The sequence below is a fragment of the Shewanella sp. SM95 genome (genome assembly GCF_025653595.1).
Lineage (GTDB): Bacteria > Pseudomonadota > Gammaproteobacteria > Enterobacterales > Shewanellaceae > Shewanella > Shewanella oncorhynchi.
Genome location: NZ_JAKKSE010000002.1, coordinates 294241 through 319784, shown reverse-complemented (window position 1 = coordinate 319784; position 25544 = coordinate 294241). Strand labels below are relative to the sequence as shown.

The 25544-nt window shown below is 44.3% G+C and carries 22 protein-coding genes and 1 tRNA gene; 14 read left to right on the top strand and 9 right to left on the bottom strand.

Annotation, left to right across the window (positions count from 1 at the left end; genetic code table 11):
• The first annotated feature begins 32 nt into the window (after positions 1–32).
• The 4 genes from L5M29_RS04185 (at position 33) to L5M29_RS04170 (ending at position 5751) form a co-directional block, all read left to right on the top strand.
• Positions 33–1577, top strand: coding sequence for a fumarate hydratase (locus tag L5M29_RS04185; RefSeq protein WP_113939706.1), 1545 nt, complete (start codon positions 33–35; stop codon positions 1575–1577).
• Positions 1578–1894: 317 nt separating this feature from the next.
• Positions 1895–3946, top strand: a complete 2052-nt coding sequence (locus L5M29_RS04180) for an alpha/beta hydrolase family protein (protein WP_113939551.1) — start codon at positions 1895–1897, stop codon at positions 3944–3946.
• Positions 3947–4195: 249 nt separating this feature from the next.
• On the top strand, positions 4196–4654 hold the full coding sequence (locus L5M29_RS04175; protein WP_263166393.1) for a GNAT family N-acetyltransferase: 459 nt from the start codon (positions 4196–4198) through the stop codon (positions 4652–4654).
• Positions 4655–4815: 161 nt separating this feature from the next.
• On the top strand, positions 4816–5751 hold the full coding sequence (locus L5M29_RS04170) for a M14 family metallocarboxypeptidase (protein ID WP_263166392.1): 936 nt from the start codon (positions 4816–4818) through the stop codon (positions 5749–5751).
• 221 nt (positions 5752–5972) lie between these two features.
• Here the strand turns inward: L5M29_RS04170 and adhE are convergent, their stop codons facing one another.
• The gene (gene adhE, locus L5M29_RS04165; RefSeq protein WP_263166391.1) at positions 5973–8576 is read right to left on the bottom strand and encodes a bifunctional acetaldehyde-CoA/alcohol dehydrogenase; all 2604 of its coding nucleotides are present in this window, start codon (positions 8574–8576) and stop codon (positions 5973–5975) included.
• 318 nt (positions 8577–8894) lie between these two features.
• On the opposite strand from adhE, the gene L5M29_RS04160 reads away from it, so the two are divergent.
• The 9 genes from L5M29_RS04160 (at position 8895) to L5M29_RS04120 (ending at position 19356) form a co-directional block, all read left to right on the top strand.
• Complete coding sequence (locus tag L5M29_RS04160; RefSeq protein ID WP_006081420.1) at positions 8895–9527, top strand: YchE family NAAT transporter; 633 nt, start codon at positions 8895–8897, stop codon at positions 9525–9527.
• Between the two features lie 279 nt (positions 9528–9806).
• Positions 9807–11801, top strand: a complete 1995-nt coding sequence (locus L5M29_RS04155) for a methyl-accepting chemotaxis protein (protein ID WP_263166389.1) — start codon at positions 9807–9809, stop codon at positions 11799–11801.
• Between the two features lie 213 nt (positions 11802–12014).
• A tRNA-Ser gene (locus L5M29_RS04150) sits at positions 12015–12102 on the top strand.
• A 357-nt stretch (positions 12103–12459) separates the two neighbouring features.
• Positions 12460–13695 carry a tyrosine-type recombinase/integrase gene (locus tag L5M29_RS04145; protein WP_263166387.1) on the top strand — a complete coding sequence of 412 codons (1236 nt, stop codon included), beginning with the start codon at positions 12460–12462 and terminating at the stop codon, positions 13693–13695.
• A gap of 172 nt (positions 13696–13867) precedes the next feature.
• A complete protein-coding gene (locus tag L5M29_RS04140) occupies positions 13868–14944 on the top strand; it encodes a cytoplasmic protein (protein ID WP_263166386.1) in 1077 nt (358 codons plus the stop codon).
• A gap of 118 nt (positions 14945–15062) precedes the next feature.
• Positions 15063–15275 (top strand): helix-turn-helix transcriptional regulator, encoded by a 213-nt coding sequence (locus L5M29_RS04135; protein ID WP_126492074.1) that lies wholly within the window; start codon positions 15063–15065, stop codon positions 15273–15275.
• 37 nt (positions 15276–15312) lie between these two features.
• Positions 15313–16776, top strand: a complete 1464-nt coding sequence (locus L5M29_RS04130) for a YfjI family protein (RefSeq protein ID WP_126492073.1) — start codon at positions 15313–15315, stop codon at positions 16774–16776.
• A gap of 336 nt (positions 16777–17112) precedes the next feature.
• Positions 17113–17775, top strand: a complete 663-nt coding sequence (locus tag L5M29_RS04125) for an inovirus Gp2 family protein (protein WP_126492072.1) — start codon at positions 17113–17115, stop codon at positions 17773–17775.
• An 837-nt stretch (positions 17776–18612) separates the two neighbouring features.
• Entirely contained in the window at positions 18613–19356 is a 744-nt protein-coding gene (locus L5M29_RS04120) for a hypothetical protein (protein WP_263166378.1), read from the top strand.
• A gap of 183 nt (positions 19357–19539) precedes the next feature.
• On the opposite strand, the gene L5M29_RS04115 is transcribed toward L5M29_RS04120, so the two are convergent.
• The 8 genes from L5M29_RS04115 to radC all read right to left on the bottom strand — a co-directional run bounded on the left by L5M29_RS04115 (position 19540) and on the right by radC (position 24275).
• Positions 19540–19824, bottom strand: a complete 285-nt coding sequence (locus L5M29_RS04115) for a CopG family ribbon-helix-helix protein (RefSeq protein WP_263166376.1) — start codon at positions 19822–19824, stop codon at positions 19540–19542.
• A 305-nt stretch (positions 19825–20129) separates the two neighbouring features.
• Entirely contained in the window at positions 20130–20852 is a 723-nt protein-coding gene (locus L5M29_RS04110) for a lecithin retinol acyltransferase family protein (protein ID WP_263166374.1), read from the bottom strand.
• Between the two features lie 80 nt (positions 20853–20932).
• Complete coding sequence (locus L5M29_RS04105) at positions 20933–21499, bottom strand: site-specific integrase (protein WP_263166372.1); 567 nt, start codon at positions 21497–21499, stop codon at positions 20933–20935.
• 108 nt (positions 21500–21607) lie between these two features.
• Complete coding sequence (locus L5M29_RS04100; protein ID WP_263166370.1) at positions 21608–22015, bottom strand: DUF2787 domain-containing protein; 408 nt, start codon at positions 22013–22015, stop codon at positions 21608–21610.
• 194 nt (positions 22016–22209) lie between these two features.
• Complete coding sequence (locus tag L5M29_RS04095; protein ID WP_263166368.1) at positions 22210–22623, bottom strand: DUF2787 domain-containing protein; 414 nt, start codon at positions 22621–22623, stop codon at positions 22210–22212.
• Positions 22624–22869: 246 nt separating this feature from the next.
• Positions 22870–23226, bottom strand: a complete 357-nt coding sequence (locus tag L5M29_RS04090; protein WP_263166367.1) for a type IV toxin-antitoxin system YeeU family antitoxin — start codon at positions 23224–23226, stop codon at positions 22870–22872.
• A gap of 139 nt (positions 23227–23365) precedes the next feature.
• A complete protein-coding gene (locus tag L5M29_RS04085) occupies positions 23366–23728 on the bottom strand; it encodes a hypothetical protein (RefSeq protein WP_226059026.1) in 363 nt (120 codons plus the stop codon).
• Positions 23729–23768: 40 nt separating this feature from the next.
• A complete protein-coding gene (radC, locus tag L5M29_RS04080) occupies positions 23769–24275 on the bottom strand; it encodes a RadC family protein (protein ID WP_263166366.1) in 507 nt (168 codons plus the stop codon).
• Between the two features lie 637 nt (positions 24276–24912).
• On the opposite strand from radC, the gene L5M29_RS04075 reads away from it, so the two are divergent.
• Positions 24913–25542 (top strand): WYL domain-containing protein, encoded by a 630-nt coding sequence (locus L5M29_RS04075; RefSeq protein ID WP_263166572.1) that lies wholly within the window; start codon positions 24913–24915, stop codon positions 25540–25542.
• Positions 25543–25544 lie beyond the last annotated feature (2 nt).

Here is a 25544-nt window from a genome sequence, read left to right as displayed (position 1 = left end):
TAGGCCGCAAAGGCTGCTGGAGCGCTCCTACTATGTCATCTCACCATAAAATGTCTGAAACTTCTGTGATTAAACAAGCCGACTTTATTGAAAGTGTGGCGGATGCTTTGCAATACATTTCTTATTACCACCCGAAGGATTTTGTTGATGCCATGAGCCAAGCTTATGAGCGTGAACAAAGTGCGGCGGCGAAGGATGCGATTGCCCAGATCTTAATTAACTCGCGTATGTCGGCCGAAGGTAAGCGTCCTCTGTGTCAAGACACTGGGATTGTGACCACTTTCGTGAAAGTGGGTATGGGTGTCCAATGGGACAAAACCGATATGACGATTCAGGAAATGGTCGACGAAGGTGTTCGTCGTGCCTATACCAATCCTGATAACCCACTGCGCGCATCAATAGTGTCAGATCCTGCGGGCAGCCGTAAAAATACCAAAGATAACACCCCATCTGTGGTGCATATCGACATGGTGCCTGGCAACCACATCGAAGTGGCGATTGCAGCCAAAGGCGGCGGCAGTGAAAACAAAGCTAAGATGGTGATGTTAAACCCATCTGACGATATCGCTGCATGGGTAGAAAAAACGCTACCGACTATGGGGGCGGGCTGGTGTCCACCGGGTATGCTGGGTATAGGCATCGGCGGCACGGCGGAAAAAGCGGCCGTATTAGCCAAAGAAGCACTGATGGAAAGTGTAGATATCCATGAGTTGATGGCCCGTGGCGCGCAAACGACCGAAGAAAAGCTGCGTTTAGACATTTTTGAGCGCGCGAACAACTTAGGTATAGGTGCACAAGGTCTTGGCGGTTTAACCACAGTATTAGACGTTAAAATCAAATCGGCGCCTACCCACGCGGCGTCAAAGCCTGTGGTGATGATCCCGAACTGCGCGGCCACACGCCACGTACATTTCCATTTAGACGGTTCAGGTCCTGCGGAATTAACGCCGCCATCATTGGCCGATTGGCCAGAAATTACCCGTGAAGTGGGTGATGATGTGCGCCGCGTTAACTTAGATACTGTCACTCAAGCGGATATCGAGCAGTGGCAGAGCGGTGAAACCATTCTGCTGAGCGGTAAAATGCTCACAGGTCGCGATGCTGCCCATAAGCGCATTCAAAGCCTGATTGAAAGCGGTGAAGGTCTGCCAGAAGGCGTGGACTTTACCGGTAAGTTTATTTACTACGTTGGCCCAGTTGATCCAGTGGGTACTGAAGTTGTCGGCCCTGCGGGCCCAACCACAGCAACTCGTATGGATAAATTCACTGACTTAATGTTAGAGAAAACTGGCTTGATGGGCATGATAGGTAAAGCTGAGCGCGGCCCTGCGACAGTTGAATCGATCAAAAAACACAAAGCGGTATATCTGATGGCCGTTGGCGGCGCTGCGTATTTAGTGTCTAAAGCGATTAAACATTCTCGCGTCGTGGCCTTTGCTGATTTGGGCATGGAAGCGATTTACGAGTTTGATGTGCAAGATATGCCAGTGACTGTGGCTGTGGATTCACATGGTGTGAACGCCCATGAAACTGGCCCAGCAATTTGGAAAGTGAATATTGCTAACGCGAAAGCGTAAAGGTTGGGATGCAGCGGATTGAACTTGATGGCTTTTTAAGCAAAACAGCTTAAGTTTGAGTTCTGATATCTGTTCTTGAGGTAAAACGTTGCGCCACTGACATTTTGTCACAAAAAAATACGCTCAGGTTCGCCATTTGGCTTGCCTGAGCGTTTTTGTTTCGATAGTGTGGCAAGCTTATCTTCGAAAGATACGATCTCAGATCGTTTTTTAACATTCGTGCGGTTGCAACTCAGTAGAACTATTGCAATTTCAGTAGAACCCTTGCAATGATTGGCGCAACTATCGAACCAGTTTAACCAAAAACGGACATAACAATGAAAATAGCTCCTCTCCTATTGGCGCTCGGCGCTGCAGGACTGGCGTTATCAGCCCAAGCGGCCGATCCAACGCCTTTTACTGTGCAACAACTCATTAAACTCAATAAGATGCACTCTGCGACTGTGTCCCACGATGGCACTAAATTAGTTTATGGTCTTAAAACGGTAAACGATAAAGGAGAGGCCAGCTCGGATCTGTATCTATTAGATTTGATAGACACGAAGGCGAAACCACTGCAATTGACCTCTGCCACGGGCACAGAGCACGATGTGAGCTTCGCCAATGACGACAAGTCGATTTATTTCCTTGCTAGTCGCAGTGGTTCAAGCCAGTTATTTCAACTGCCATTAACGGGCGGTGAAGCGGTACAAGTTTCTGATTTACCTTTGGATATTGATGGCTATAAATTATCAAACGACGGTAAACAAGTTGTACTCAGCATGCGGGTATTCCCCGAGTGTAAGGACTTAGCTTGCTCAAAGGATAAATTTACCGCCGAAGCTGAGCGTAAATCGACTGGCCGTGAATACAAGCAGTTAATGGTTCGCCATTGGGATACGTGGGAAGACCACGCCCGTAACCATTTATTTGTTGGTGCGGTAAACGGTGAGAAACTCACTAAAGTAGTGGATGTGACTCAAGGTTTAGATACTGAAACGCCGCCAAAACCTTTCTCGGGTATGGAAGAAGTGACCTTCACCCCAGACGGTAAGTTTGTGGTTTATAGCGCGAAAGCCCCCAGCAAAGATCAAGCTTGGACCACTAACTATGATTTGTGGCAAGTGCCCGTCACTGGCGGCACCGCAACTAACTTAACTAAAGACAATCTTGCATGGGATGCGCAACCAACATTTTCGAGCGATGGTCGTTACATGGCCTATTTAGCGATGAAAAAACCGGGTTTTGAAGCAGATCGCTACGGCATTATGCTGCGCGATACTAGCACAGGCCAAACCAAAGAAGTGGCGCCATTATGGGATCGCAGCCCAAGCTCACTGATGTTTGCTCCTGACAATCGTACCTTGTATGTGACGGCACAAGACTTAGGTCAAGTCTCTATTTTCCAAGTGAATACCCAATTTGGCGATGTGCGTTCTGTCTACAGTGATGGTACGAACAGTTTAATTGCGGTCACTAACGAACAACTGATTTTCGATAGCAAAACCTTAGTTGAACCGGGCGATCTCTATAGCATTACGACTGAAGGTGAAGGGCTTAAACGTCTAACCGAAGTGAATAAAGACAAATTGGCCGAGATCAAGTTTGGTAAGTTTGAACAGTTCAGCTTTAAAGGTTGGAATAACGAAGACGTTTACGGTTACTGGATCAAACCGGCGAATTTCCAAGAAGGGAAAAAATACCCAATTGCCTATCTCGTTCACGGTGGGCCGCAAGGTTCATTTGGTAATGCCTTCAGTGGTCGTTGGAATGCCCAATTATGGGCGGGTGCGGGTTATGGCGTCGTCATGGTGGATTTCCACGGCTCTACCGGTTACGGCCAAGCCTTTACTGATTCAATCAGCCAAGATTGGGGTGGTAAGCCATTAGAAGATCTGCAAAAAGGCCTAGCAGCGGTGAGCCAGCAACAAAAATGGCTCGATCCGCAAAACACCTGTGCGCTCGGAGGTTCTTACGGCGGCTACATGATGAACTGGATCCAAGGTAACTGGAACGACGGTTTCAAGTGCTTAGTTAACCACGCGGGTCTGTTCGATATGCGTTCTATGTATTACGTGACCGAAGAAGTGTGGTTCGCAGAGCATGAGTTTGGTGGCACTTATTCAGATAACAAAGCGTTATATGAGAAGTTTAACCCAGTGAATTATGTTGAAAACTGGAAAACACCCATGCTGGTTATCCACGGTGAGAAGGACTTCCGCGTCCCTTATGGTCAAGGTTTAGCGGCATTCAGTTTTATGCAGCGCAAAGGGATCCCATCTGAGTTATTGATTTTCCCTGATGAAAACCATTGGATCTTAAAACCTGAAAACTTAGAGCAATGGTATGCTAATGTCTTCGGTTGGATGGATCGCTGGACTAAGCAATAACGACCAGTGCGTTTATGGGCTTTGCAGCGACGAAAGCCCATAGAAGCAAGGCTCGCCCTGATAGGATTATCATCGGCGAGTCATTTAATGCTCAACTGACAATCACAGTATTTTTAGTCTGTATTTAAACTAAGCGTTTTCTGACCAAATGTATTTTGATTAAGTGCCTTTTGATTCAGTATCTTAAAAAGCCAGACTTTGTTCTGGCTTTTTATTGTGTCATGAAATGTTTTTAATCAAGGAGTTAAGATGAAAATTCGAGCCGCAACCTTAACTGATATCCCTGAAATAAGCGTATTACTCACTCAATTAACCCAAGAATTTATCGCCCCAACTTGCACTGCTGAGGGCACTGCAATCTTAGTCAATGCCATGTCGATAGAGGCGATTGGTAGCTACTTTGCTATGGGTTATCAGTACCATGTCGCCATAACGGACTCAGGCCAACTCGCAGGCGTAGTGGGGATGAAGGCGAATAGCCACTTGTACCATCTTTTTGTCGCCTCCCATGCACAGGGGCAAGGCGTGGCGAGAATGCTGTGGGAACATGCCAAAGCTCAATGTTTAGCCCAAGGCAATCCGGGGGTGTTTACCGTGAACTCGGCGCTGAATGCGCAGGCTGTGTACTTAGGCTTTGGCTTTGTGCCTCTTGGACCCGAGCGAGAACGCGGCGGGATCCGTGATATTCCCATGCAGCTATTGCTTTAGGTTGACTGTATTCATTTATCATCCGAACACGAGCACTATCATTCGACTGAATAGTAATTCAACGAAAAAGCTTGAGCGAAAAGAGCTTGAACGAAAGCACTAGAGTGCAAAGAACTTGAATAAAAAGAACTTTACCGAATAGAACTAAAAATAGAGGAATTATGGCAAATTTAACATTTTATCCCATCGGCACCGTAGGCGAAAAATGGGGCGAGGCTGAAAAAGCTGCATGGCTTGCAAGCGCCAAAATCAAGCGTTCGTATCAGGACGATGTCGTGACGCCACTCAAGGCGATGGAAGCAAAGCTATCTACGCTTGGGTTTGGCATTGTGCAATATGGCGCCTTATCGATTAATGCCGATCGTTACCCATTATTTGCGGTAAAAAGCCAGCAGTTTGATCCACAAAAGCCAACCGTGCTCGTGACTGGTGGCGTGCACGGTTACGAAACCAGCGGTGTTCATGGTGCCTTGGCATTTTTAGCGGATAAGGCGGCTCATTATGTTGATCGCGTCAATCTTGTCATCGCCGTGTGCGTGAGTCCTTGGGGTTACGAAACCATCAACCGTTGGAACCCTAAGGCTATCGATCCTAATCGCTCATTTTATGCCAATAGTCCAGCGGAAGAATCGGCGGCCTTGATGGCCTTAGTCGCATCCGTAGAGCAAGATTTTGATGTGCATGTGGATTTACATGAAACCACTGATTCAGATGAATTAGAATTTCGTCCAGCGCTTTGCGCCCGTGATGGTAAAGAGTACGTCAAAGGAACTATCCCAGATGGTTTTTATGCTGTGGGTGATACCGAACATTCAATGGATGCTTTCCAAAAAGCCATTATTGATGGCGTGAGCAAAGTGACGCACATTGCTCCTGCCGATGAGAAAGGCGAGATCATTGGCTCGACTGTGGTGCAGCACGGGGTGATTAACTATCCGCTTAAGTCATTAGGGCTTTGCAGCAGTGTCACTGGCTGTATCTATAACACAACGACAGAAGTGTACCCAGATAGCCCAACGGCCACGCCTGCCGAATGTAATCTGGCGCAGGTTGCAGCCATCACCAGCGCCATTGATTATGTACTGGCACAGCGTTAGTCACAGTTTGTTGTGATGTTCAGCTTAGTGATCGTAAGTGAGTGATGCCCAGTTGAGTTAGCTGCTAGTGAAGTCATTTTGCGTGCGATCGATTAACGCATCGACTCCTTAATTAGGTCATCCACGGAACATCACGCAATAAAAAGCCCTCATTCGAGGGCTTCTTCATTTATGTCGCGCGGCTTTTATTAAGCACGAGCCTAGCATTGGCAGGCGATAACCTAGTTGTTGTCGCTATAGTCACGGCCATAATAGCTATCGAGGAACAGTTGTTTCAGCTCGTTAATCAATGGGTAACGTGGGTTGGCACCGGTACATTGATCATCGAACGCATCTTCGGCTAATTCATCTAACTTGGCGAGGAAGTCGGCTTCGTTGACACCGGCTTCTTGGATAGAAGCAGGAATGCCAATCGTCTTCTTGAGGTGTGTGATTTTCTCAAGCAATTTTTCGACTTTTTCTTCATCCGTCTTTCCGCCTAGTTTCAAGTGATCTGCGATGGCAGCATAACGGCACAGGGCTTTTGGCCTGTCGTATTGGCTAAAGGCCGCTTGCTTAGTGGGCAGATCCGTTGCGTTAAAGCGTATTACGTTGTTGATCAGCAGCGCATTGGCTAGGCCATGGGCGAGATGGAACTCGGCGCCCAGTTTGTGTGCCATTGAGTGGCAAATCCCAAGGAAAGCGTTAGCAAAGGCGATACCCGCAATAGTGGCGCCATTGTGGACCTTTTCACGGGCGACAGGTGATTGTGAGCCCAAGTTGTAGGCATCGGGTAAATATTTGCACAGTAAATCGAGGGCTTGCAGCGCTTGGCCATCACTGTACTCATTAGCCATCACGCTAACATAGGCTTCCAATGCATGGGTCACCGCATCTATGCCACCAAAGGCGGTGAGGGATTTAGGCATGTCCATCACAAGATTTGGATCAACAATCGCCATATTGGGCGTGAGTTGATAGTCGGCAATCGGGTATTTTTTACCTGTAATTTCGTCTGTCACTACCGCAAAAGGAGTGACTTCTGAGCCAGTACCTGAGGTGGTAGGAATTGCTACCATCATGGCTTTGGTGCCCATTTTAGGGAATTTGTAGATACGTTTACGAATGTCCATAAAACGCAGCGCCAAATCGGCAAAATCCACATCTGGATGCTCGTACATCACCCAAATAATCTTAGCCGCATCCATTGGTGAGCCGCCGCCGAGCGCAATTATCACATCGGGTTTAAAGCTTTGAGCGACCTTAGCGCCTTGACGGACTATGGCTAAGGTGGGGTCGGCTTCAACATCGTAAAAAATTTCGGTTTCAAGGCCTTGGGCTTTTAAAATCCGCATGGTTTCATCGCAATAACCGTGATTGAACAAAAATCTGTCTGTGATGATTAAGGCGCGTTTTTTATCGCTCAGTTCTTCGAGCGCGATGGGCAAACTACCGCGGCGGAAATAGATAGATGCAGGAAGCTTATGCCACAACATGTTTTCGGCCCTCTTAGCGACGGTTTTTTTATTGATTAGATGACTCGGGCCAACGTTTTCTGAAATCGAGTTGCCGCCCCAAGAACCACAGCCTAAAGTGAGCGAAGGTGCCAGTTTGAAGTTGTACAGATCGCCAATACCGCCCTGTGAAGCTGGGGTGTTGATCAAGATACGCGCCGTTTTCATTCTAAAACCAAAGGCATGTACACGTTCGGTTTGGGTATCTTGGTCGGTATAAAGCCCTGATGTGTGGCCAATGCCGCCGAGTGCGACTAAAGCTTCAGCTTTATCCATGGCATCGTTAAAGTCGATGGCGCGGTACATACCAAGCAGTGGTGATAATTTTTCATGGGCGAAGGCTTCGCTGTCGCAAATATCGGTGACTTCACCGATCAACACTTTGGTCCAGTGCGGCACTTCAAAGCCCGCCATTTGCGCGATACTGGCGGCGCTTTGGCCAACGATATCGGCATTTAAGCCACCATTTTTTAAAATGACCTGCTGCATCGCCGCGGCTTCATCCTTCGACAGCATATAGCCACCGTGGGTTGCGAAACGCTCTTTAACCTGCTCATAAATACTGTCGACCACAATTACCGCTTGCTCTGACGCACAAACCACACCGTTATCGAAGGTTTTTGACATGAGAATCGAACTGACTGCGCGTTTGATGTCGGCGGTTTCATCGATAACAATAGGCGTGTTACCCGCACCTACGCCAATAGCAGGTTTACCGGAAGAGTAGGCGGCTTTCACCATGCCAGGGCCACCCGTTGCGAGGATTAAATTCACCTTAGGGTGAGTCATTAATTGATTCGATAGTGCAACGCTGGGTTCATCAATCCAACCAATAATGTCTTTGGGCGCGCCCGCGGCTATGGCAGCATCAAGCACTAATTTTGCTGCAGTTGTGGTCGATATTTTGGCCCTAGGATGGGGCGAGAAGATGATTGCGTTACGGGTTTTAAGGCTGATTAAGGCTTTAAATATCGCGGTCGATGTGGGGTTCGTGGTGGGGACTATGCCACAGATAATGCCTACGGGTTCAGCAATGGTAATAGTACCGAAGGTGACATCTTCAGATAAAATTCCGCAGGTTTTTTCATCTTTATATTTGTTATAAATGTATTCGGAGGCAAAGTGGTTTTTAATTACTTTGTCTTCAACTACACCCATGCGGGTTTCTGCAGCGGCCATTTTGGCCAGCGAGATACGCGCATCGGCAGCGGCAAGGGCCGCTGCACGGAAAATTTTATCGACTTGCGCTTGGCTGAATGTTGCATACTCGGCTTGTGCTTTGGCCACTCGCTCGACCATGAGATCCAGTTCTTGTGCATTGGTCACTGTCATGATTAATACTCCTAAAAAGATTTAGTGAATCAAGGCATTCACTAAATCCTCTTTATGGTAGAAAATTACACCTAAAGCCGCGTTGAAAGTGTGATATCAACGACAATATCGTGCTTTTATGTAATAAAACTACACTTAGGGTGACTTGTTTGTTTAAAATTGCGCTGAAAATGCATCGGCTTCGATAACTAAATATTATTCGAAGTTGTGATTTAACCTCAAAAATCTCATTTTTCAGTCAATAGCGCTTGAGATACTATACTTGCCCTCAAGCTTATTTTGATGAAGACGGCGTGACACGCACATAAGGATAGTCCCTTGGAGTTAACTCTTTACGTTAAATTTTTTCTTGGCCTCGTTGCCATCATTAATCCGGTTGGCTTGTTGCCTGTGTTTGTGAGCTTAACCAGCCATCAAACGGAGGCTGAGCGGAATCACACGGGTAAAGTAGCGAACTTTGCGGTTGTGGTGATTCTCTTAGTCACGATTGTGGCGGGGCAGCACATTCTGAATATGTTCAGCATTTCGTTATCTGCCTTTAGAATTGCTGGTGGCAGCCTGATTGCCATTATTGCGATGTCAATGTTGCAAGGTAAGTTAGGTGAAGTGAAGCGTAACCAAGAGGAAGACCGCGAATCCTCGGCGATGGAATCTGTGGCGGTTGTGCCTTTGGCTTTGCCACTGATGGCGGGACCTGGCGCTATCAGTTCGGTGATTGTCTTTGCCGCTGAGCATAATTCATTGTCGAACATTATTGCGATGTTCATTACTGTGATAGTGTTTGGTTTAGTGAGTTTTGGCCTGTTTAGAATGGCATCTATCATTTATAAGATCCTCGGCAAAACGGGTATTAACGTGATTACCCGTCTTATGGGACTCTTGATGTTATCTATTGGTATCGAAGTCATTGCGGCTGGTGTGAAGGGATTATTCCCACAGCTTTTCAGTTAGAGTCATCTTCAGTCACAGTATTAAGTGTTCCTTTCTCTAGAAAAACGCATTGGAATTTTCAATGCGTTTTTTATTTCTATCTGATCCTTGTTTGACGTTTCTCAAGTTTGCTCTGCGATTAGCAAAATCTAAACAATTGATGGAATATGGGGGAAATCCTCGTTTATCAGGCTATTAGCTTGCGCAATTTCCATAAACCTTAGTCGTCCTACGGTTGATATTATGCTATACCTAGTGTTCGGTGTTTGGATCTAAAACTCAGTTTAAAAGGATATTTCTATGAAATGGCAATGGATTGGTAATCTCAGTCTAAAACAAAAATTATTAATGGTTGTCTTGCCTCCACTGTTAGCCTGTTTTTTATGTGGCACGCTTTACCTCATTGAAAAATATGAATATAGAAAAGATTTAACCTTAGTGGTGCAATTAAGCGAGCTAGCCGTCACCAACAGTAATTTAGTGCATGAGTTACAAAAAGAGCGCGGCATGAGTGCTGGATTTATTGGCTCAGCAGGAAAAGCGTTTGCGGGTAAAATACCTGATCAAAGACAATTAACGGATACGCAGCTCGGCCTCTATCAGCGTTTTATCACTGAGAATCATCTGCCGGAGATATTTGCCCCAAAACTTAGAGAGCTAAACGCTCAACTCGGGCGTTTAAATGCAATCCGCTCGCAGGTGGATAGTTTAAGTATCAGTGTCGCCGATGAAGTTGCCTATTACACTGAGTTAAATAAGTTATTACTGACAATAGTCGATGAAACCGCAAAAACGGGTGCGAATCAAGAAATCGCCATTAAAGCGACGGCTTTTAGTGCTTTTTTGCAATTAAAGGAAAGGGCGGGGATTGAAAGGGCGGTACTCAGCTCAACCTTTGGCCAAGCTGGATTTAAGCCTAAGGTTTATGCCAAATTTATCACTTTGGTTTCGGAGCAAAATACATATCAAGAGCGTTTTTTAGCGCTAGCAAATTCTGATTTATTATCCTCGTTTAACCGTTTACAGAGTTCAGCTGCAATGCATGACGTTGAGCTGTTACGTCAAATCGCATTCGAGCAAGATAATCAAAAAATCCTGCAACAAAGTCCCGAAGAGTGGTTCAGTAAATCGACGGCGCGGATTGAGCTATTACGTGAGTTTGAACAGCAAGTCTCGGCAGATTTACTTAATACCACCCATGAAAGATTAACCTTAGCGAATGAGAAAATGTTCTTAGTGCTCGCGACCTTAATCTCAGTATTGGCGATAGTATTGATATTGAGTCTATCTGTTATCCGTTATTTGCATGACAGTGTGCATCACTTATATTCGACCATCACGCAAGCCCGTAAACATTACGACTTAAGTGTGCGTCTGACTCACTCTAGCTCCGATGAATTCGGTGAACTCGCCATCGCCTTTAACGACATGATGAGTGATTTTGAAAAAGTGATCCTACATGTACGTTCCAGTGGCGCTAGATTGCAACAAGCTGTGGCGCAAATGGATCTCTGTACCCATGCCATGGAGCAAGATGTGATGGCGGGCCACAGTGAGGCAGAACAAGTGGCCTCCGCTATGACAGAAATGAGCGCAACAGTGGCCGAGATTGCCAGCAATGCAGTGCAGGCATCCGAAGCGTCTTCCGCTGCCAATATAGAGGCTAAAGAAGGCAACCTCGAAGTCGGCCGAACCAGCAAAGCGATCAAAGCGTTAGCCGACGATATTAGTGGAGCTTCTAAAGCCATTAACGATTTAGACCGTGAAATTCACGGCATAGTGGTAGTGCTTGAAGTGATCAGCAGTATTGCTGAGCAAACTAATTTACTCGCGCTTAATGCCGCCATTGAAGCTGCCCGCGCAGGGGAAATGGGCCGCGGTTTTGCTGTAGTTGCAGACGAAGTCCGAAGTTTAGCGCAGCGCTCACAAACCTCGACCTCTGACATTAAAAATATGACAGATAGATTGAAGGCGGGAGCGAGCATTGCAGTAAAAGCCATGGACAGAGGATTAGCTCAGGCTAATAGCAGTGTCCATGAAGCTGAACAGGCAGGTATCGAATTGAAACGTATTGTGGAGCAAGTAGACATTATTGACCGCATGAACGAGCAAATTGCTACAGCAACTCATGAGCAATCGGCGGTATCCGAAGACGTAAATCGTAATGCACTGAAGATCAGTGAGATTTACCTTAATACTCAAAGGATCTCCGATGAGCTTAGGGAGCTGACCAAAGCCCTGACGTTTGACGCGAATTCAATGTCAAAAGAAGTGCACAAATTTACCGTCAATTAACGGTATAAAACGGTGAAAAGATTCAAGAAATCACGTCGGTTTGTTTAGCAATTGTGCAACCGCCTGAAACTGAGTCTTTTTTACTTGACCCCCTTTAGGCTTTTGCGTACAGTACCGCTCCGTTAACGATGAAAGCCTCTCGGCAGGGCTATATAAAATCGTTAATGATTCTTGAACGTGAAAGATTAACCACGCTAACATAAATCGACATATGGTGAGGTGTCCGAGTGGCCGAAGGAGCACGCCTGGAAAGTGTGTATACGGTAACGTATCGAGGGTTCGACTCCCTCTCTCACCGCCAAATTCAAGTTTGAAGACGTCCTAGGGCGTCTTTTTTCTTATCTGTATTTTATAAAAATCAATAGCTTACCATCCTATATTGTTTAATACCATCCTACAGCATCCGAAATCTTTAGTAATGCCAAAAGTAATGCCAAGGAAATTTGGCAAATTTATGCATTACTTTTCACTTCAAAAAATACCCATTTTTTATGTCGTTTTTTTACTTGATTTTCTCGATTTTATAGCCCAGATTTAACTTGGCAATATCCTGATTTATCTGAATTTATTCAGTGATAAGTAATGCTTGATTTTAGAGTGCGAAATAATGCCAAAATCAAGCATTACTTTGGGGCTTAATTTGAGGGAGGAGAACGGTATGGGAAGAAGTACAAATAAGCTGACTGCAAAAGCGGTGCTCAATGCTAAAGCGGAAGCAAAGCCCTATAGATTGTCAGATGGTGGCAATCTCTATCTCTATGTGCGCACAGCAGGGAAAACATGGGAATTTCGATACATACGCCCCTCCACCAGCAAACCCACCTATTTTGGTTTAGGCTCATACCCTGACGTATCCTTAGCTGAGGCGAGAGATAAAGCACTAGAAGCGCGAAAACATTTGGCCGAAGGCATCGACCCCCAATTACTTAAAGTTGAAAACAAATTAAAAGCGGCAACAGAGAACGCTCAAACTCTCAAGCATATTGCACAAATGTGGATGGACTCAAAACAGGGAAGTATTAAGGCTAAAACCATTGAAGGTAATTGGCGCAAGCTTGAGCTGTATGCCTTCCCTAAGCTGGGGAGTATTGCGATTAGCAGACTCACGGCTCCTATAGCCATTGCCGCGCTCAAGCCCCTTGAACAGAAGGGGCATCTTGAAACGGTTAAACGTACCGCTCAGTTACTGAATGAAATCATGAACTATTCGGTTAACTCTGGTTACATTCATGCCAATCCGTTGTCAGGTATTCGAGAAGTTTTTAGAAAAAGCAAAGTGGAGCATCTGAAGGCATTAAAACCAGCAGAGCTAGCTGAGTTGTTGCAGACCATTGCAAACGCCAATTTATTGTTAACGACCCGGTGTTTGATTGAATGGCAATTGCACACAATGACCAGGCCAAATGAAGCGGCCGGAGCCCGTTGGGAAGAAATCGATTTTGATGCCAAGCTTTGGACTATTCCTGAATCACGCATGAAAATGAATCGTGAGCATATTATCCCGCTTACAGAGCATGCTCTCGCGATACTCGAAACTGTTAAGCCGATTAGTGAACAGAGCCAATTTGTCTTTCCATCATCTAAAGATCCTAAAAAGCACACAGATCCTGAAACCATCAACAAAGCATTAGGGCGAATGGGATTAAAGGGAAGAACAACGGGGCATGGTTTACGCTCACTGGCGAGTACTACCTTAAACGAGCAAGGCTTTGATGGTGATGTTATTGAGGCAGCGTTAGCCCATGTTGATAAAAACCAAATCCGCAGTGCCTATAATCGCACGACCTACCTAGAGCGACGGACCAAGTTAATGGAGTGGTGGAGCAACCATATTGCCACTGCAGCAGTTGGCTCTTTGTCAGTAACTGGCTTAAGAGATCTGAAAGTGGTTTAGAGAGGATTTAGGTTAGGCCAACACTCCGGTCATCCTCGTGGCTTTACTGTGATTTTATCCTTATTTTATCTAAGCAAAAGATTTGTCTCAAATTTTAGAATGAAATGGGATTTTGGTGCTATTTCTGCTATTAGTAGTAAAAATAGCAGGTTAATGTGGAGTGGTAGCTTCAATGGGTCGAATTATAGAGTTATCGAAAATAAAGTTAAACACAGATTTTACCAGTGTTTTGGTTTATCTATTTGAACAAAATAAACCTGTTTTAATTGAAGTTCCCGCTAACATAAATGTCTGGGTTACCTACAAAGGTGATAAAAGTTTATTCAGAAGAAATTTGCGCACAACCCGTGGCTTAAATGCTCATACTAGGTTTAAGGGTAAACCTAATGTCGTTAAACCAGTATTTGATGCTCACTTAATTAAACATGCTTCATATGTTCAGTTGAAAAAAGAAGATTTAAATGTGCTTTTAAAACAAAGGCGATGCAGCGTAAGAAATCCTCTCACTATCTTGTTTTTTGATTCAAATGGTGATATTGAAATTCTTGATGGAAAGGGATGTCAAACAGAATATTTACGCCAAAAACAAGGTTCGATGACTGAGTTTGATATGTTTTTTGCTAGAAATTCTATTGAAGTAGAATTTGTTTTTTCAGCTAAATCAGTAAATGAATGGAAGGAAAATAATTGCATTGAAAATGAGTTTAAAGATTTAAAGGCATCTGTTGATTCAGTATATGTGTATGAAATGGATGTTGTTAAATTTATTGTCGAAGATGTAGATAAAAAAACATCTATAAGCGATATACCAATAGATAGTCCTTACTATATTGATGACATGTTACGTAAACAATCAGACCTTGACGAATTATCTATCTTAGGTTTCCGTTATTATTGGGGGAAAACAGCTAAGCTACCTAAAGCTAAAGGATTGGTAGAGTTGATTATGAATCAACTCGGTTATGCTCAAAAAAAGGCAGAAGCGGCGGCTTTTTTTCTCAACCCTAATCCTGATGGTCGATGCGGTAAAACTAAATCGATTGCAGATGGTTGCCAGTTTCCATACTTAACTCACTGCCTCGAGCATTTTTGGCATCATAAGCAGGCTTACGATAAAAATATAACATCTGAAATACAAAAGTTTTTAGAGGGATCAGAGGGAGAAGGCTTTTCGAGTGATAATGCTAAATATGCTGAATTAATTTTAAGACCGAGAGAATTTCTTAGGGCACCAAAAAAACGCATATAATACAATTAATAATGCATTTTAGGTGAGCTAGGGGGACCGTTTTTACCCCGTTTATTCATGCTTGATAACCATCTAATCTCAGGGTTGTAGACGTTTATTCACAACTCTGAGGACGATTATGAACACAACTCTCACAAGCAATTCCATTATTAGACTGAAGACCTTGGTTCAGCTTACAGGGCTTTCGCGTTCAACTATCTACGATAAACTCAATCCCAAATCCCCCAGGTTTGATCCACTTTTTCCTCGAAAAGTTTGCCTTGGCGCTCGTGCCGTTGGCTGGTACATGCAAGAAGTCGAACAGTGGCTACAAGGTAGAAGATTTTACTGACCTTAAGAGTGATTAACTTATTAAATAAAGGTGGATTATGAATAGTTATTATTACCAGAAATTATTTCCAATCTCCTACGGTTATGTTCCAAATCTAACCGTCGCTCCTAAGATGGAGAAAGCGTTTGAAGAAGTAAGAGCATTGCTGCAAGCACCCGATGGTATGATCTTGGCTTGTCAGTTAACGTCGATGGCAACAGCCATGCAAGGGGTGTTCAATGTTGAAATACCTACTCGGAAAATCGCTCCCGTATCACTCATGGTAATGACCATAGCACAATCGGGTGAACGTAAATCGACCGTTGATAACTTGTTCATGGGAGAGATTAAAAGTATTGAAAAAGAACAAGAGGCTGTTTATCAGAAAATTTTAAAAGAGTACAACATTCAGATGGATATACATAAGGCAAAAAAAGCAAAATTAAAAAAGACTATTACGCTGGATAATGCTGAAAATGAAGAGACGACCCAGCAATTGGTAGCATTATCTGAACAAGAACCTACAAAACCTCGAGCCCCTAGAGTGATATATGAGGATACCACCAGTGAAGCGTTACTTGATGGTTTAAAAAATGATCTGCCTAATGTTTTTTTCGGCTCCAGTGAAGGAGATCTAATATTTAAAAGTAGGGTTATGAGCAACGCTGCTAATTTTAACCCGATGTGGAGTGGTGATGATATGACGGTAAATCGAAAAACCTCACCATCATTTAAATTAAACGATATTCGACTATCGATGCATATCATGGTGCAACCAGATACGTTACAGAACTTTTTGAATAAGTCTAACGTTAATGTCCGTGATAATGGATTTCTATCTCGGATGTTGATCTGCGAGCCACTTTCTACCTGTGGTTTTCGCCAAGCTAATGGTCATCGGCATTCCCGTGAGGGTATCGAAGAGTTTAATTGCAGGATTAGACAACTACTCGAGCAGTCTTTGGGATTAGTTGATTATTGGCATCGGAAAAAGGTGGTTTTTTCTTCGGCAGCTGAAAAAATCTGGTGGAATATTTATAATGACATCGAAACTAAAATGGCTCCCGGGGGCATGTATGCATGTGCAAGAGACCATGCATCCAAGTTATCAGAGAACATTGCCAGAGTTGCCGCCTTGATCCATTGTTTTGAACATCCAGACGATTTTGAAATATCTTCACAATCTTTGTGGTTAGCCGTTGAGTTGTTAAGTTATTTCTCAAGAGATTTTATGCGAGTCTTTTGCCCTCCGCCTAAATATGTACTGGATTCACAGGAGCTGATCGCATGGTTTCAGCCATTTACCGCTTCGGGAATAAGATATATAAGAAAGAATTATATTTTACAATATGGTCCAAACTGTATTCGTAAAAAAGCCGACTTACAATCTGCATTAGATTATTTAAAGCAAAGCAACCCAATGGCTGAAGTTTTTATAGGTAAGACTAGAGTAATGGACTTATTTTGCAATCAAGAACCTGACAATGCTCAACTAGCTGAAAATCTGGCGCGCTATTTATGAGTGTTACTTTTTAATCGACATAAGTGCTTAACGTTTATGGTTTGTTTCTCAAGATTTATTTTTTCTCATAGTATGCATATTAATTCAGAGTGGTGATAAATATTTTTGCAGTGAACTTTATTATCTAAATTTAAAATATCGCTTGAGTTTGGTTGGTTTTCGGTAGTTTTAATTTAGGGTTTTAATAGTATTATATCTGTGTTTTATATGTTTCTTGCTTAATATTTTTAATTTGGTTGTCTGGTGTATTACTTGGTTGTTTTGTATTCATCAAAATTAGTGTGTTAATTTTGAGTGGTTAACTACACCCTTTAAATAATGATGGGAGAGTGAGTTATGGATAGTATTATCAATAGGAATTTAACGGTGCTAACAACACCTCGATATGATGGATTGCAAACACTTTATTTTAAGAATGGTGCTATTGAAGAATATCTGAATAAAATTTCAAAGGTTATAAATGGCGTGGTTATGGAGTATTCAAAGGTGTTTGCGATAAGAGTTGATCTACGATTTCCTGATACGTTTGAATCGAGTGATACAGCAGTGATCACCCGTTTCTTCGAATCATTAAAAGCCCAGTTAAAAGCGGATTATCAGGCGAAACTACGAAACACAACTGACGGTCAGGTTCATGCTAGTGAGTTATTTTACATTTGGGTTAAAGAGATGAGTGGAAGGGATAAGTGTCATTACCATGTCTGTTTGTTCTTCAATGGCCATGCGTATAAAAGTTTAGGGAAATTTGAATTGGGTCGGGCTAATATGTATAACAGAATACACAAAGCTTGGGCGAGTGCACTAAGGTTAGATATTTTCAATGCTCAAGGGTTGATCCATTTCCCAGAAAATGCTCAATATTTACTGTGTCGTAACCAAGCTGATTTCACTTACATTTACCAAGACTTGTTTAAAAGATTAAGTTATTTTGCTAAAACAGACACGAAAATTTATGGGAATGGTAATCACAACTTTGGTTGTAGTCGCTTATCAGCATGATTACCGAGTGATTCGCTTACTAAATGAGGTTGCTGGTGGAGTGAGTAAAAATAAAGGAGTGATGAGCAAGGGATTAAGCTCCCTTGCTTTAGCGTTCATATAGAGCAATGGCATTTTCACCCTGGCAGACTTGAGACATAGTCCACTAGAACACTCCGTAGCGCAGCCAGATCAATATCCGGCTTCTTTTTGGTGGCGGATACACAATACGGTCAATCGTTCGCCGCCATCATACTGGTACATTGCCAGATAACCGGTGTCACCAAAGTCGATAAGCAGTTCCCTAAAACAATAGTCATTGCCATAGATAGGACGACCACTTTCGGAATTACAATAAACTAGCTAACGAAGACGGTCACTTGTTGTGAATTTTTTGACATGCCTTGATATGAAGCCTGCTAAAATAATAGATGGTTTAAACGAAACAACCGATAGAGGCAGGGAGTAAAGCAATGACGATAAACTATCGAGCTATTCATACTCGCAGTCCATGGCGAAAAGCACGACATTCATCGGTAGAAATGGCTATTAAAGGCCCTGATGGAGCCTTAAACTTGTTGAGAAGAAAAGGGCGTGTCGGAAAAAATGGGATGATTATGGTTCCGTGTCATGCGTCTTTGTGTGGGAATCTGGTGAAGATTCGGGGTATGCATTTAGGCTGAAAGCTACGTCAACGACAGATGTTGAAGGTGTGATAATTCCAATAGATAAATTGTTGGCCCATGAACAAACGAGTAGCTGTAGTCAGGTAGATATTGATAGGTATTTTTCGAGTCCAGAATTTACAAAATTTATGTGACGTTACTTATATGTTATTTAGTTAGCAAAGGAGTGTATATGGATAACAGTAAACTAATCAAAATATCTAACGAAAGTGCTGCAAAGGCTTTTATACGAGGAGAGTTTAGACGGCTCAGGGAGCTTTTTAATTCGGTGAATGATAAGCATAATTTAGCGTTTGAAAGAAAAAATAAAACATTGAAAAATTTTTATCAACTACAACTTGATATCAATCGAGAATCTTTGTCTGAGTTATTGATTGAACATAAAACTTTTAACAAGGGAAAAACCGCAGAGCTAACAGAATATATATATGTTGGCGCCACGGCTATTGACATAGAAGGTTATAAATATACAAAAGATGAACATTTTTATCCACTTTGCTCCCACGTAGTGGATAAAAAACGGCCTATGCGAAATGATGGATATTGTATCAGAGCATTAGTGTATATATCTGAGCATGCAATGGCAAGAATGATTACTCGTAATAGTAAACAGAGCATTAAAGTCGTTGTTGATACGGTAGCAGGTATATTTAATGAGAATACAATTAGAATGATTTACTCAGATGCCGATGTGAAATTTGAAGATTTTGTTGTGGTTACAAGAAATTGCTATATACCTTTTGTTCGTCAAGAAAACTCAGGCATTCCAATAATGAAAACATGGGTACCGGAGGAACATTGGGATGATAAAAATTACATGAAATTATCGAATTTAGCACATTCATTGACTGCAGGTGAAATTAGGGTTTTTGAGACTAGTGTATTTAACTCGGAAGTCTATCTATCTCCTAATTGATAGTGGAGTGAGCTGCAGATATATTATGGCGATTATTTTAGTATTGGACAGGCCTTTTTTATCATCAGTGATACAGTCTAAATTTAAAAGGTAAAGCGGTCAGTTAATTCATCGAGCGTCAGGCTTAAATACGAAGAGCTAAAGGTCAGCGTTCTAAATCAGCTAACGCAGTGGCAGTGAAGACTATTTGTGGCAGGTAGGGGTAGCCTTTTCATTTTCACTTCCCCAGGACTCCAGCCAACTCAACACTTCGTCACCGGTGACATGCAAGCCTGATGTCTGGTGTTCTTCCCATGTGCGTAACGCTTCTTGCTGCAGTGCCTCGCGTTTCTCTTCTCTCTCAACGTATTCACGGATCGCTTCACGCATCATCCAGTGTGATGAACGTTTACGCGTTTCAGCTAAATGCTCGACTCTGGCTTTAATATCGGCATCTAATTTAACCGACACGGGTTTGATTGTGCTCATCTGTTACTCTATAGGTAATGCTTAGTACTACTAGGTAATACCTTAGCATAACGTGGTACAAAAAAATAATGATTACACGGTTTACTCGTCAGCTCGAGCAACGCAATAAAGCTCAAGGATGATAGAAGATAGTTTGTATCGCTTAACTGGGCATAAATGGTGCTTCAGTATAAGGCTAATCTTTAGCGTTAACGCACTGAGCGTAATCGCAATAGGAGTGAAAACGATAGCGGTAAGTGATGCCGCTTCGTTTAGAGGGGTTGGCTAATGGGTGACTGAGTACTCTCAATATTGCAGGTGAAGCATCATGACCTTAACCAATGCCATGCATCGGCTATCAGCTCAGCACCGGCTTTTACGCCATTGATGCCCACTTCTGCTGTCGTCAGCACGGTGTTTAAGCCGGTTTCTACACTGCCCGTGACGAGCTTGATCCCAGCATCAGTTATTTCTCCTTGACGTAAGCAAGCATAACTTTCACCTAGAGTTTGGCTGGTGCCTTTTAGTAGGCATTCGGCAGGTTTAGCGACAAGATCTCCAGGTGTCCCTAGTAGTGTGTTGACGTTGTCGGGTAGCCCTAGGTATTCACCGGTCATTTTGATGGCAGTAGAGGCTAACACGACGTTTGCGACAGTCCCCGTGGCAAGCTTTGACACGCTCCTCCCCAGTAAGCCTGCTCTGGCGGAGCCTTGCAGCGCAATGTGGGTGAGATTACTGACTTGATTGGAGGTGCTACTTCCCGCTAAGCATTCATTGACGAAGTGCTCGCAATTATTGGTAGCAACGCCGTATGGGCTGTGACCCAGTTGACTGCGCGCTAGCTCAATGGCCTGATAGGGAAACAGCGTGGACTTTTTCACTCTGATACTGTGGCCACCAGCAAATTGTTGCAGATCGATTTCTTCGATGATGCCCTGTTTAGATAAGTGAATAACATTGCCATGGCCAACATAAAGGCCATGGTGTTCGGTTAAGCCAAGCGGATCAATATTGGTGACCAGATGATCACCGGGTTGAAATGTATACATGGTATGTACTCCAAGAAAAACAACGCAGATAACTTTAGGTCGCATCTGCTAATGGGTTGAATAGGGCGTGCTGATTGACCTCAGATCTCCAACTCGACAAAGTCTTTATCGATTTGCTGTTGAGTGATGCCGATATAACGCAGGGTGACCGCTTCCGATTGATGCCGCAGCATGCGCATCACCCGGCCAATGTCTTTGCATGCTTGATACAGGTGATACCCCCGGGTTTTACGCATCGAATGGGTGCCCAGGGCTAACTTGATATCGTCACCGACAAAGGCAAACGCTTTGGCGACTGCACGCCGTGTCAGCGGTTTCGCGGGGGCCTGCCGGTCTTTGGCCTGGCTCGAGCGGTGGGATTGAAATAGGTAAATATGCTCGGGATGACGCTGGTGGATCTCCTCAATCAACGCCAGTGTCTTCGGGTTGAGTTTGATGCTGGCGCGTTTACCGGTCTTTTGCTCAATGATATTTAAGCGGTCGCCGTCGATATCGCTGAACTTGATCGCCAGTAAGTCAGAGATCCTAAGGGCCAGGTTAAGGCCTATATTCCAGACATCCGCCATCTGCTGACCAAAGTGACGTTCGAGCAGGTAACTGATAAGCTTGATGGTGTCGCGGTTCTTGACCGCCTCGACTTCGTTCATGCTTGGTTCCCTCAATTGGCTATGTGATGAATGTGGGCACCAGCACATCGCAAACCCGCATCGGGCCTGCGTTGCTTGGTTCCCAAAATACCTTTGTGGGCACCAAGTTCAGTCGGCGCTGACTTGAACCAGGTACACCTCCATCTCGATGTAGTTACAGAAGTTCTCCAGTAACAGTCGTACTAGGCTGTCGGCGTGTTCCAGGTAGCAACGGCCAAAGAAGCTGTTGTAGACCTGCTTCTCCTGAAACAGCACTTCCATTTCTTTCTCAAGCTCAGGGAAGGGCCCGCCGCAGTAAGCAAAGTCGGTGAAGTAATTGAGATACCAGCAATCCCCCTGACGGTAGAGGTTGATCTCCACTGGGTGATAACCACCTCTCTGTGCACTGTAGTCGGGATCGCGGTAGTTTAGGGTGACGATGTTGAAACTCGGGTTATTGAGTGCGGCCAGTTGCCGTTCTAACAACTCATAAAAAGGCTCTGGCAGTGGCAGGATGGTTTCGCGATGTATTTTCATGGTGGACTCCAAAACAAAAAGCCCGCTAACGACGGGCGTTGCAGGCGGGGTAGGTTGTTGTTAACGACAGAGGCTTGACGTAATCACTTAGGGTAACAAGGGCGCGGGTGTGATGTGCTTGGCCCGTTGATTGCGATAGGGCAGAAACAGGTCGATATGGTTAGGATGCTTGCGCGAAATGAGGGCGAGGCAGGTTAATCCATACTCACCTGCACCTGGTAGGCTTCCATCTGGTAGTAACTGACAAAGTTATCGCTAAACAACTTAATCAGCCCCTGTGATTCCCGCTCAGTAATCCAGCCACTAAACAGGCTATAGACCTGCTTGCTGTTAAAGCAGATATCGATGTCTTTAACCAGTTCAGGGAAGGGATGGCCACGAAAAGCAAAGTCGGTGACGTAGACGAAACGCCAGTGATCTTGCTGTTTCTCAAGCCGCACTTCGACGGGATGAAAGCCACCGGCTTCGGCGCTGTAATCTGGATCGCGAAAATTAAGGGTGATGGCGTTGGCGTCTTTTGGTGTGACTTCAGCCAGTTCCTTTTCGATCACTTGGTAAAAACGATCAGGCATCGTTGGCAGTTGATTACGTTTGATGGTTAATGTCATGGGATATTCCTTCTTTGATTTACGTGCATATGCAAAAGCCAAGGCGCAGTCACGCCTTGGCTTTTGCTGTCTATGGGGTTTGGTTAATAAAAGAGTTGTTGGTCGAGCGGTTTAATGTGAGTCGCTAAGGGCTGCTTGCTAAGGCTTTTGAGCTGGGAGATTAAAGTTTGGTAGTTATGTTTAACGAGATTGGTACTGGCTTACGATAATGAACGGGTTATCGAGTGAGGGCGAGGTTGCTGGTGGTCAGTGGCTTAGCTTTGGTTTAGTTTCGGTTTGATAAATCGCAATATACAAATAGCCATGGCTGCCTAATGTGTCGGCCTCACAGGTAAAGCCGGCGTGCTCAATGTTGACGCAGTGCTGCTCAGTGGCATCAATATCGCCGGTGGCCACCAGCCGTTCAAGCTGTTTAACCATGGTCGGAAAGGCCTCGACAAATTGTTGTTTAATTGCTGGTGGAAATTCACCGACAAAGCTTGCGCGGTCATGGAGATAATCCAAGTGCAGACCACGTAAAATCAGTCTTGCACCAAAGCGGGGAGACACTTTACGAGGTAAGCCCCAGGCGTGCTCGATATCAAAAAGTTTAAGAGTTGTCATAGTGACCTCAATGGTTGAAAAGAACTTTAGGGAGTAGGGTGCTCGTTAGCTGACTAGCGAGATCAGTGATAAATACCAGTGCTAATAAGAGCGGTTAATACAGCCGACTAGTGGAGTGGGTGATGACAGGTAACGTTCTTTAGGTGTGTACGCTCCAATTCGGTTGCTCGTTGCTGCCATGGTTGAAGTACACACCGTTGATCACACGCTGCCATTCACCTGTTGGCACACCATAACTATCACAGGGGCAAACATAGCGGCAAAAGCTGATCTCCCTGGGCAAGTGCTCAACCACATCACGGTGAAAAACAAATAATACGGTTTTATGTAGCTCGCGGTGTGGTGCAACGACTGGCTTGCCAATCACTTGGCCCATGGCATTTAGCGGGCGTACAAACATCGGCAAAATTAGCTCAACCGCTAAGCGGTTACGCAGTTCAGGAAAAGCAGCGCAGGCTTCGGCAACACAGGCCTGTGAAAAACTATCGGTAAATTCAATCATGATGGACTCCTTGATTTGGCGTGGCAGGTTTAAACGCTGGCTAGAGTAAGCCGCGCTCAGCAAAGGACACTGGCGTGCGGCCCACCACGATATGGTCAAGCACGCGCACATCGATAAGGGCTAGTGCGTCGATTAACCGTTGAGTGATGTTCTTATCTGCAGCCGAAGGTTCAGACTCGCCGGAGGGATGGTTATGGGCAAAAATCACTGCCGCCGCATTGACGGCCAATACCACCTTAACCACCTCCCGTGGATAAACACTGGCAGCATCTAAAGTGCCAAAGAACAGCTCTTTAAACTCCAATAATTGATGCTGATTATCGAGCAGCATCACCGCAAACACCTCCCGCTCATAACCACCGAGTTTGTAAGTTAAAAAATCCTTAGTGGCTTGTGGATTGGTATAGGCGTCCTTCTTCACATAGCGTTCGGCAATAATATTGGCGGCAGAAGCGAGGACCTCTTCGGCAGTTTGCGGCCACTGGTTGATCGGCTGGTCTATCGAGTCGTTAGGTTCAGCTTTGGTGGGTATCGCTTTTGTTGACATATCAGGCTCCTTTAAAGCGTTAATGGGCTTATGCACAGGAGTGATATATATCTGAAATGATTTCGAGATTGGAGTACTGCGGGATATTACTTGATGCGCAGTAGCTTAGGTACATCATGAGATTGAAGAGAGGAATTAGAACTAATGAATGAACGTGATGACGAATAGGTGACTCAGTTCCGCGAGCTTCGGTGTCTATGCAATTTGGTTTGAAGATTCATTGTCGGATTCGACACTTTTGGAAATCTCGCTAATTAAATGTGTCTAGGAAATCTGTGGTGATTTGGCATATATCCCTGTTCTATTGGAGCGTTCGTTTTTTGACTGTAAAACCACTGTTTAAAAAAACATCTTTACATGTCTAATAAGTAAGCATTAATCTATAGTCTAAAAACGTATACACGATAATAATGGGGACAGATTGGACTTAACACCTCAACTATTACAACGATTCAAATGTATAGAGCTACTTTCCTTTTGGGAAGGTGGCGTAAATGCGACTCGACTATCTCGAATTTTTTCCATTGGGTCGAATGTAATTAACGCTGCACTTGTCAGGTACCGAAAGCTACATCCATTTAATCTGGCTTATAACGGGAAAGATCCAGAAAAGCTCTTTGTCATTACCTCTGAGTTTGTGCCGCAGTATATTTCGGGAAGTTGGGAGGAATACGTAAAGGAAATACTCCTAGTTAGTACAGAGCACACTTCACAGACTTATTCTTCGAATGCATTCTTCGTTGCTCCACCAGCCGTTACGCAAGTATCACATGAAACGACATCCATATTGCTCAAAGCAATCCGCACTCATCGCGACGTAAAGATATTTTACAGAAGCCGTTCTGAACCTAAAGGTCAAACAAGGCGGATTACCCCGCATGCTATTGCCTCGGATGGCATCCGATGGCATTGCCGAGCGTATTGCCATTTGAGATATCGATTTTCGGACTTCAATCTGTGTCGTATCGAATCCATCACATTAGGTGAGCGGGCCGAGATAGATACCACAGACGATAGTGCTTGGCATACTGAAGTTGAAGTCACAGTTGAGGCGCACCCAAAGCTAGACCCGGCAGTTCGTGAATTGGTGCTAAGTGATTATGGCCAATCTGGTACATTTACATTTAAAGTTCGTGGGGCCATGCTCGACTACACATTGCAGTATTATCGGATAGGGAAAGACCAAGCGAAGACATCACCGCTGGAAAACCCATTGATAGTGCAAAATTACCATGAAATTGAACTGTACCTATTCAAGGATGAATAAAT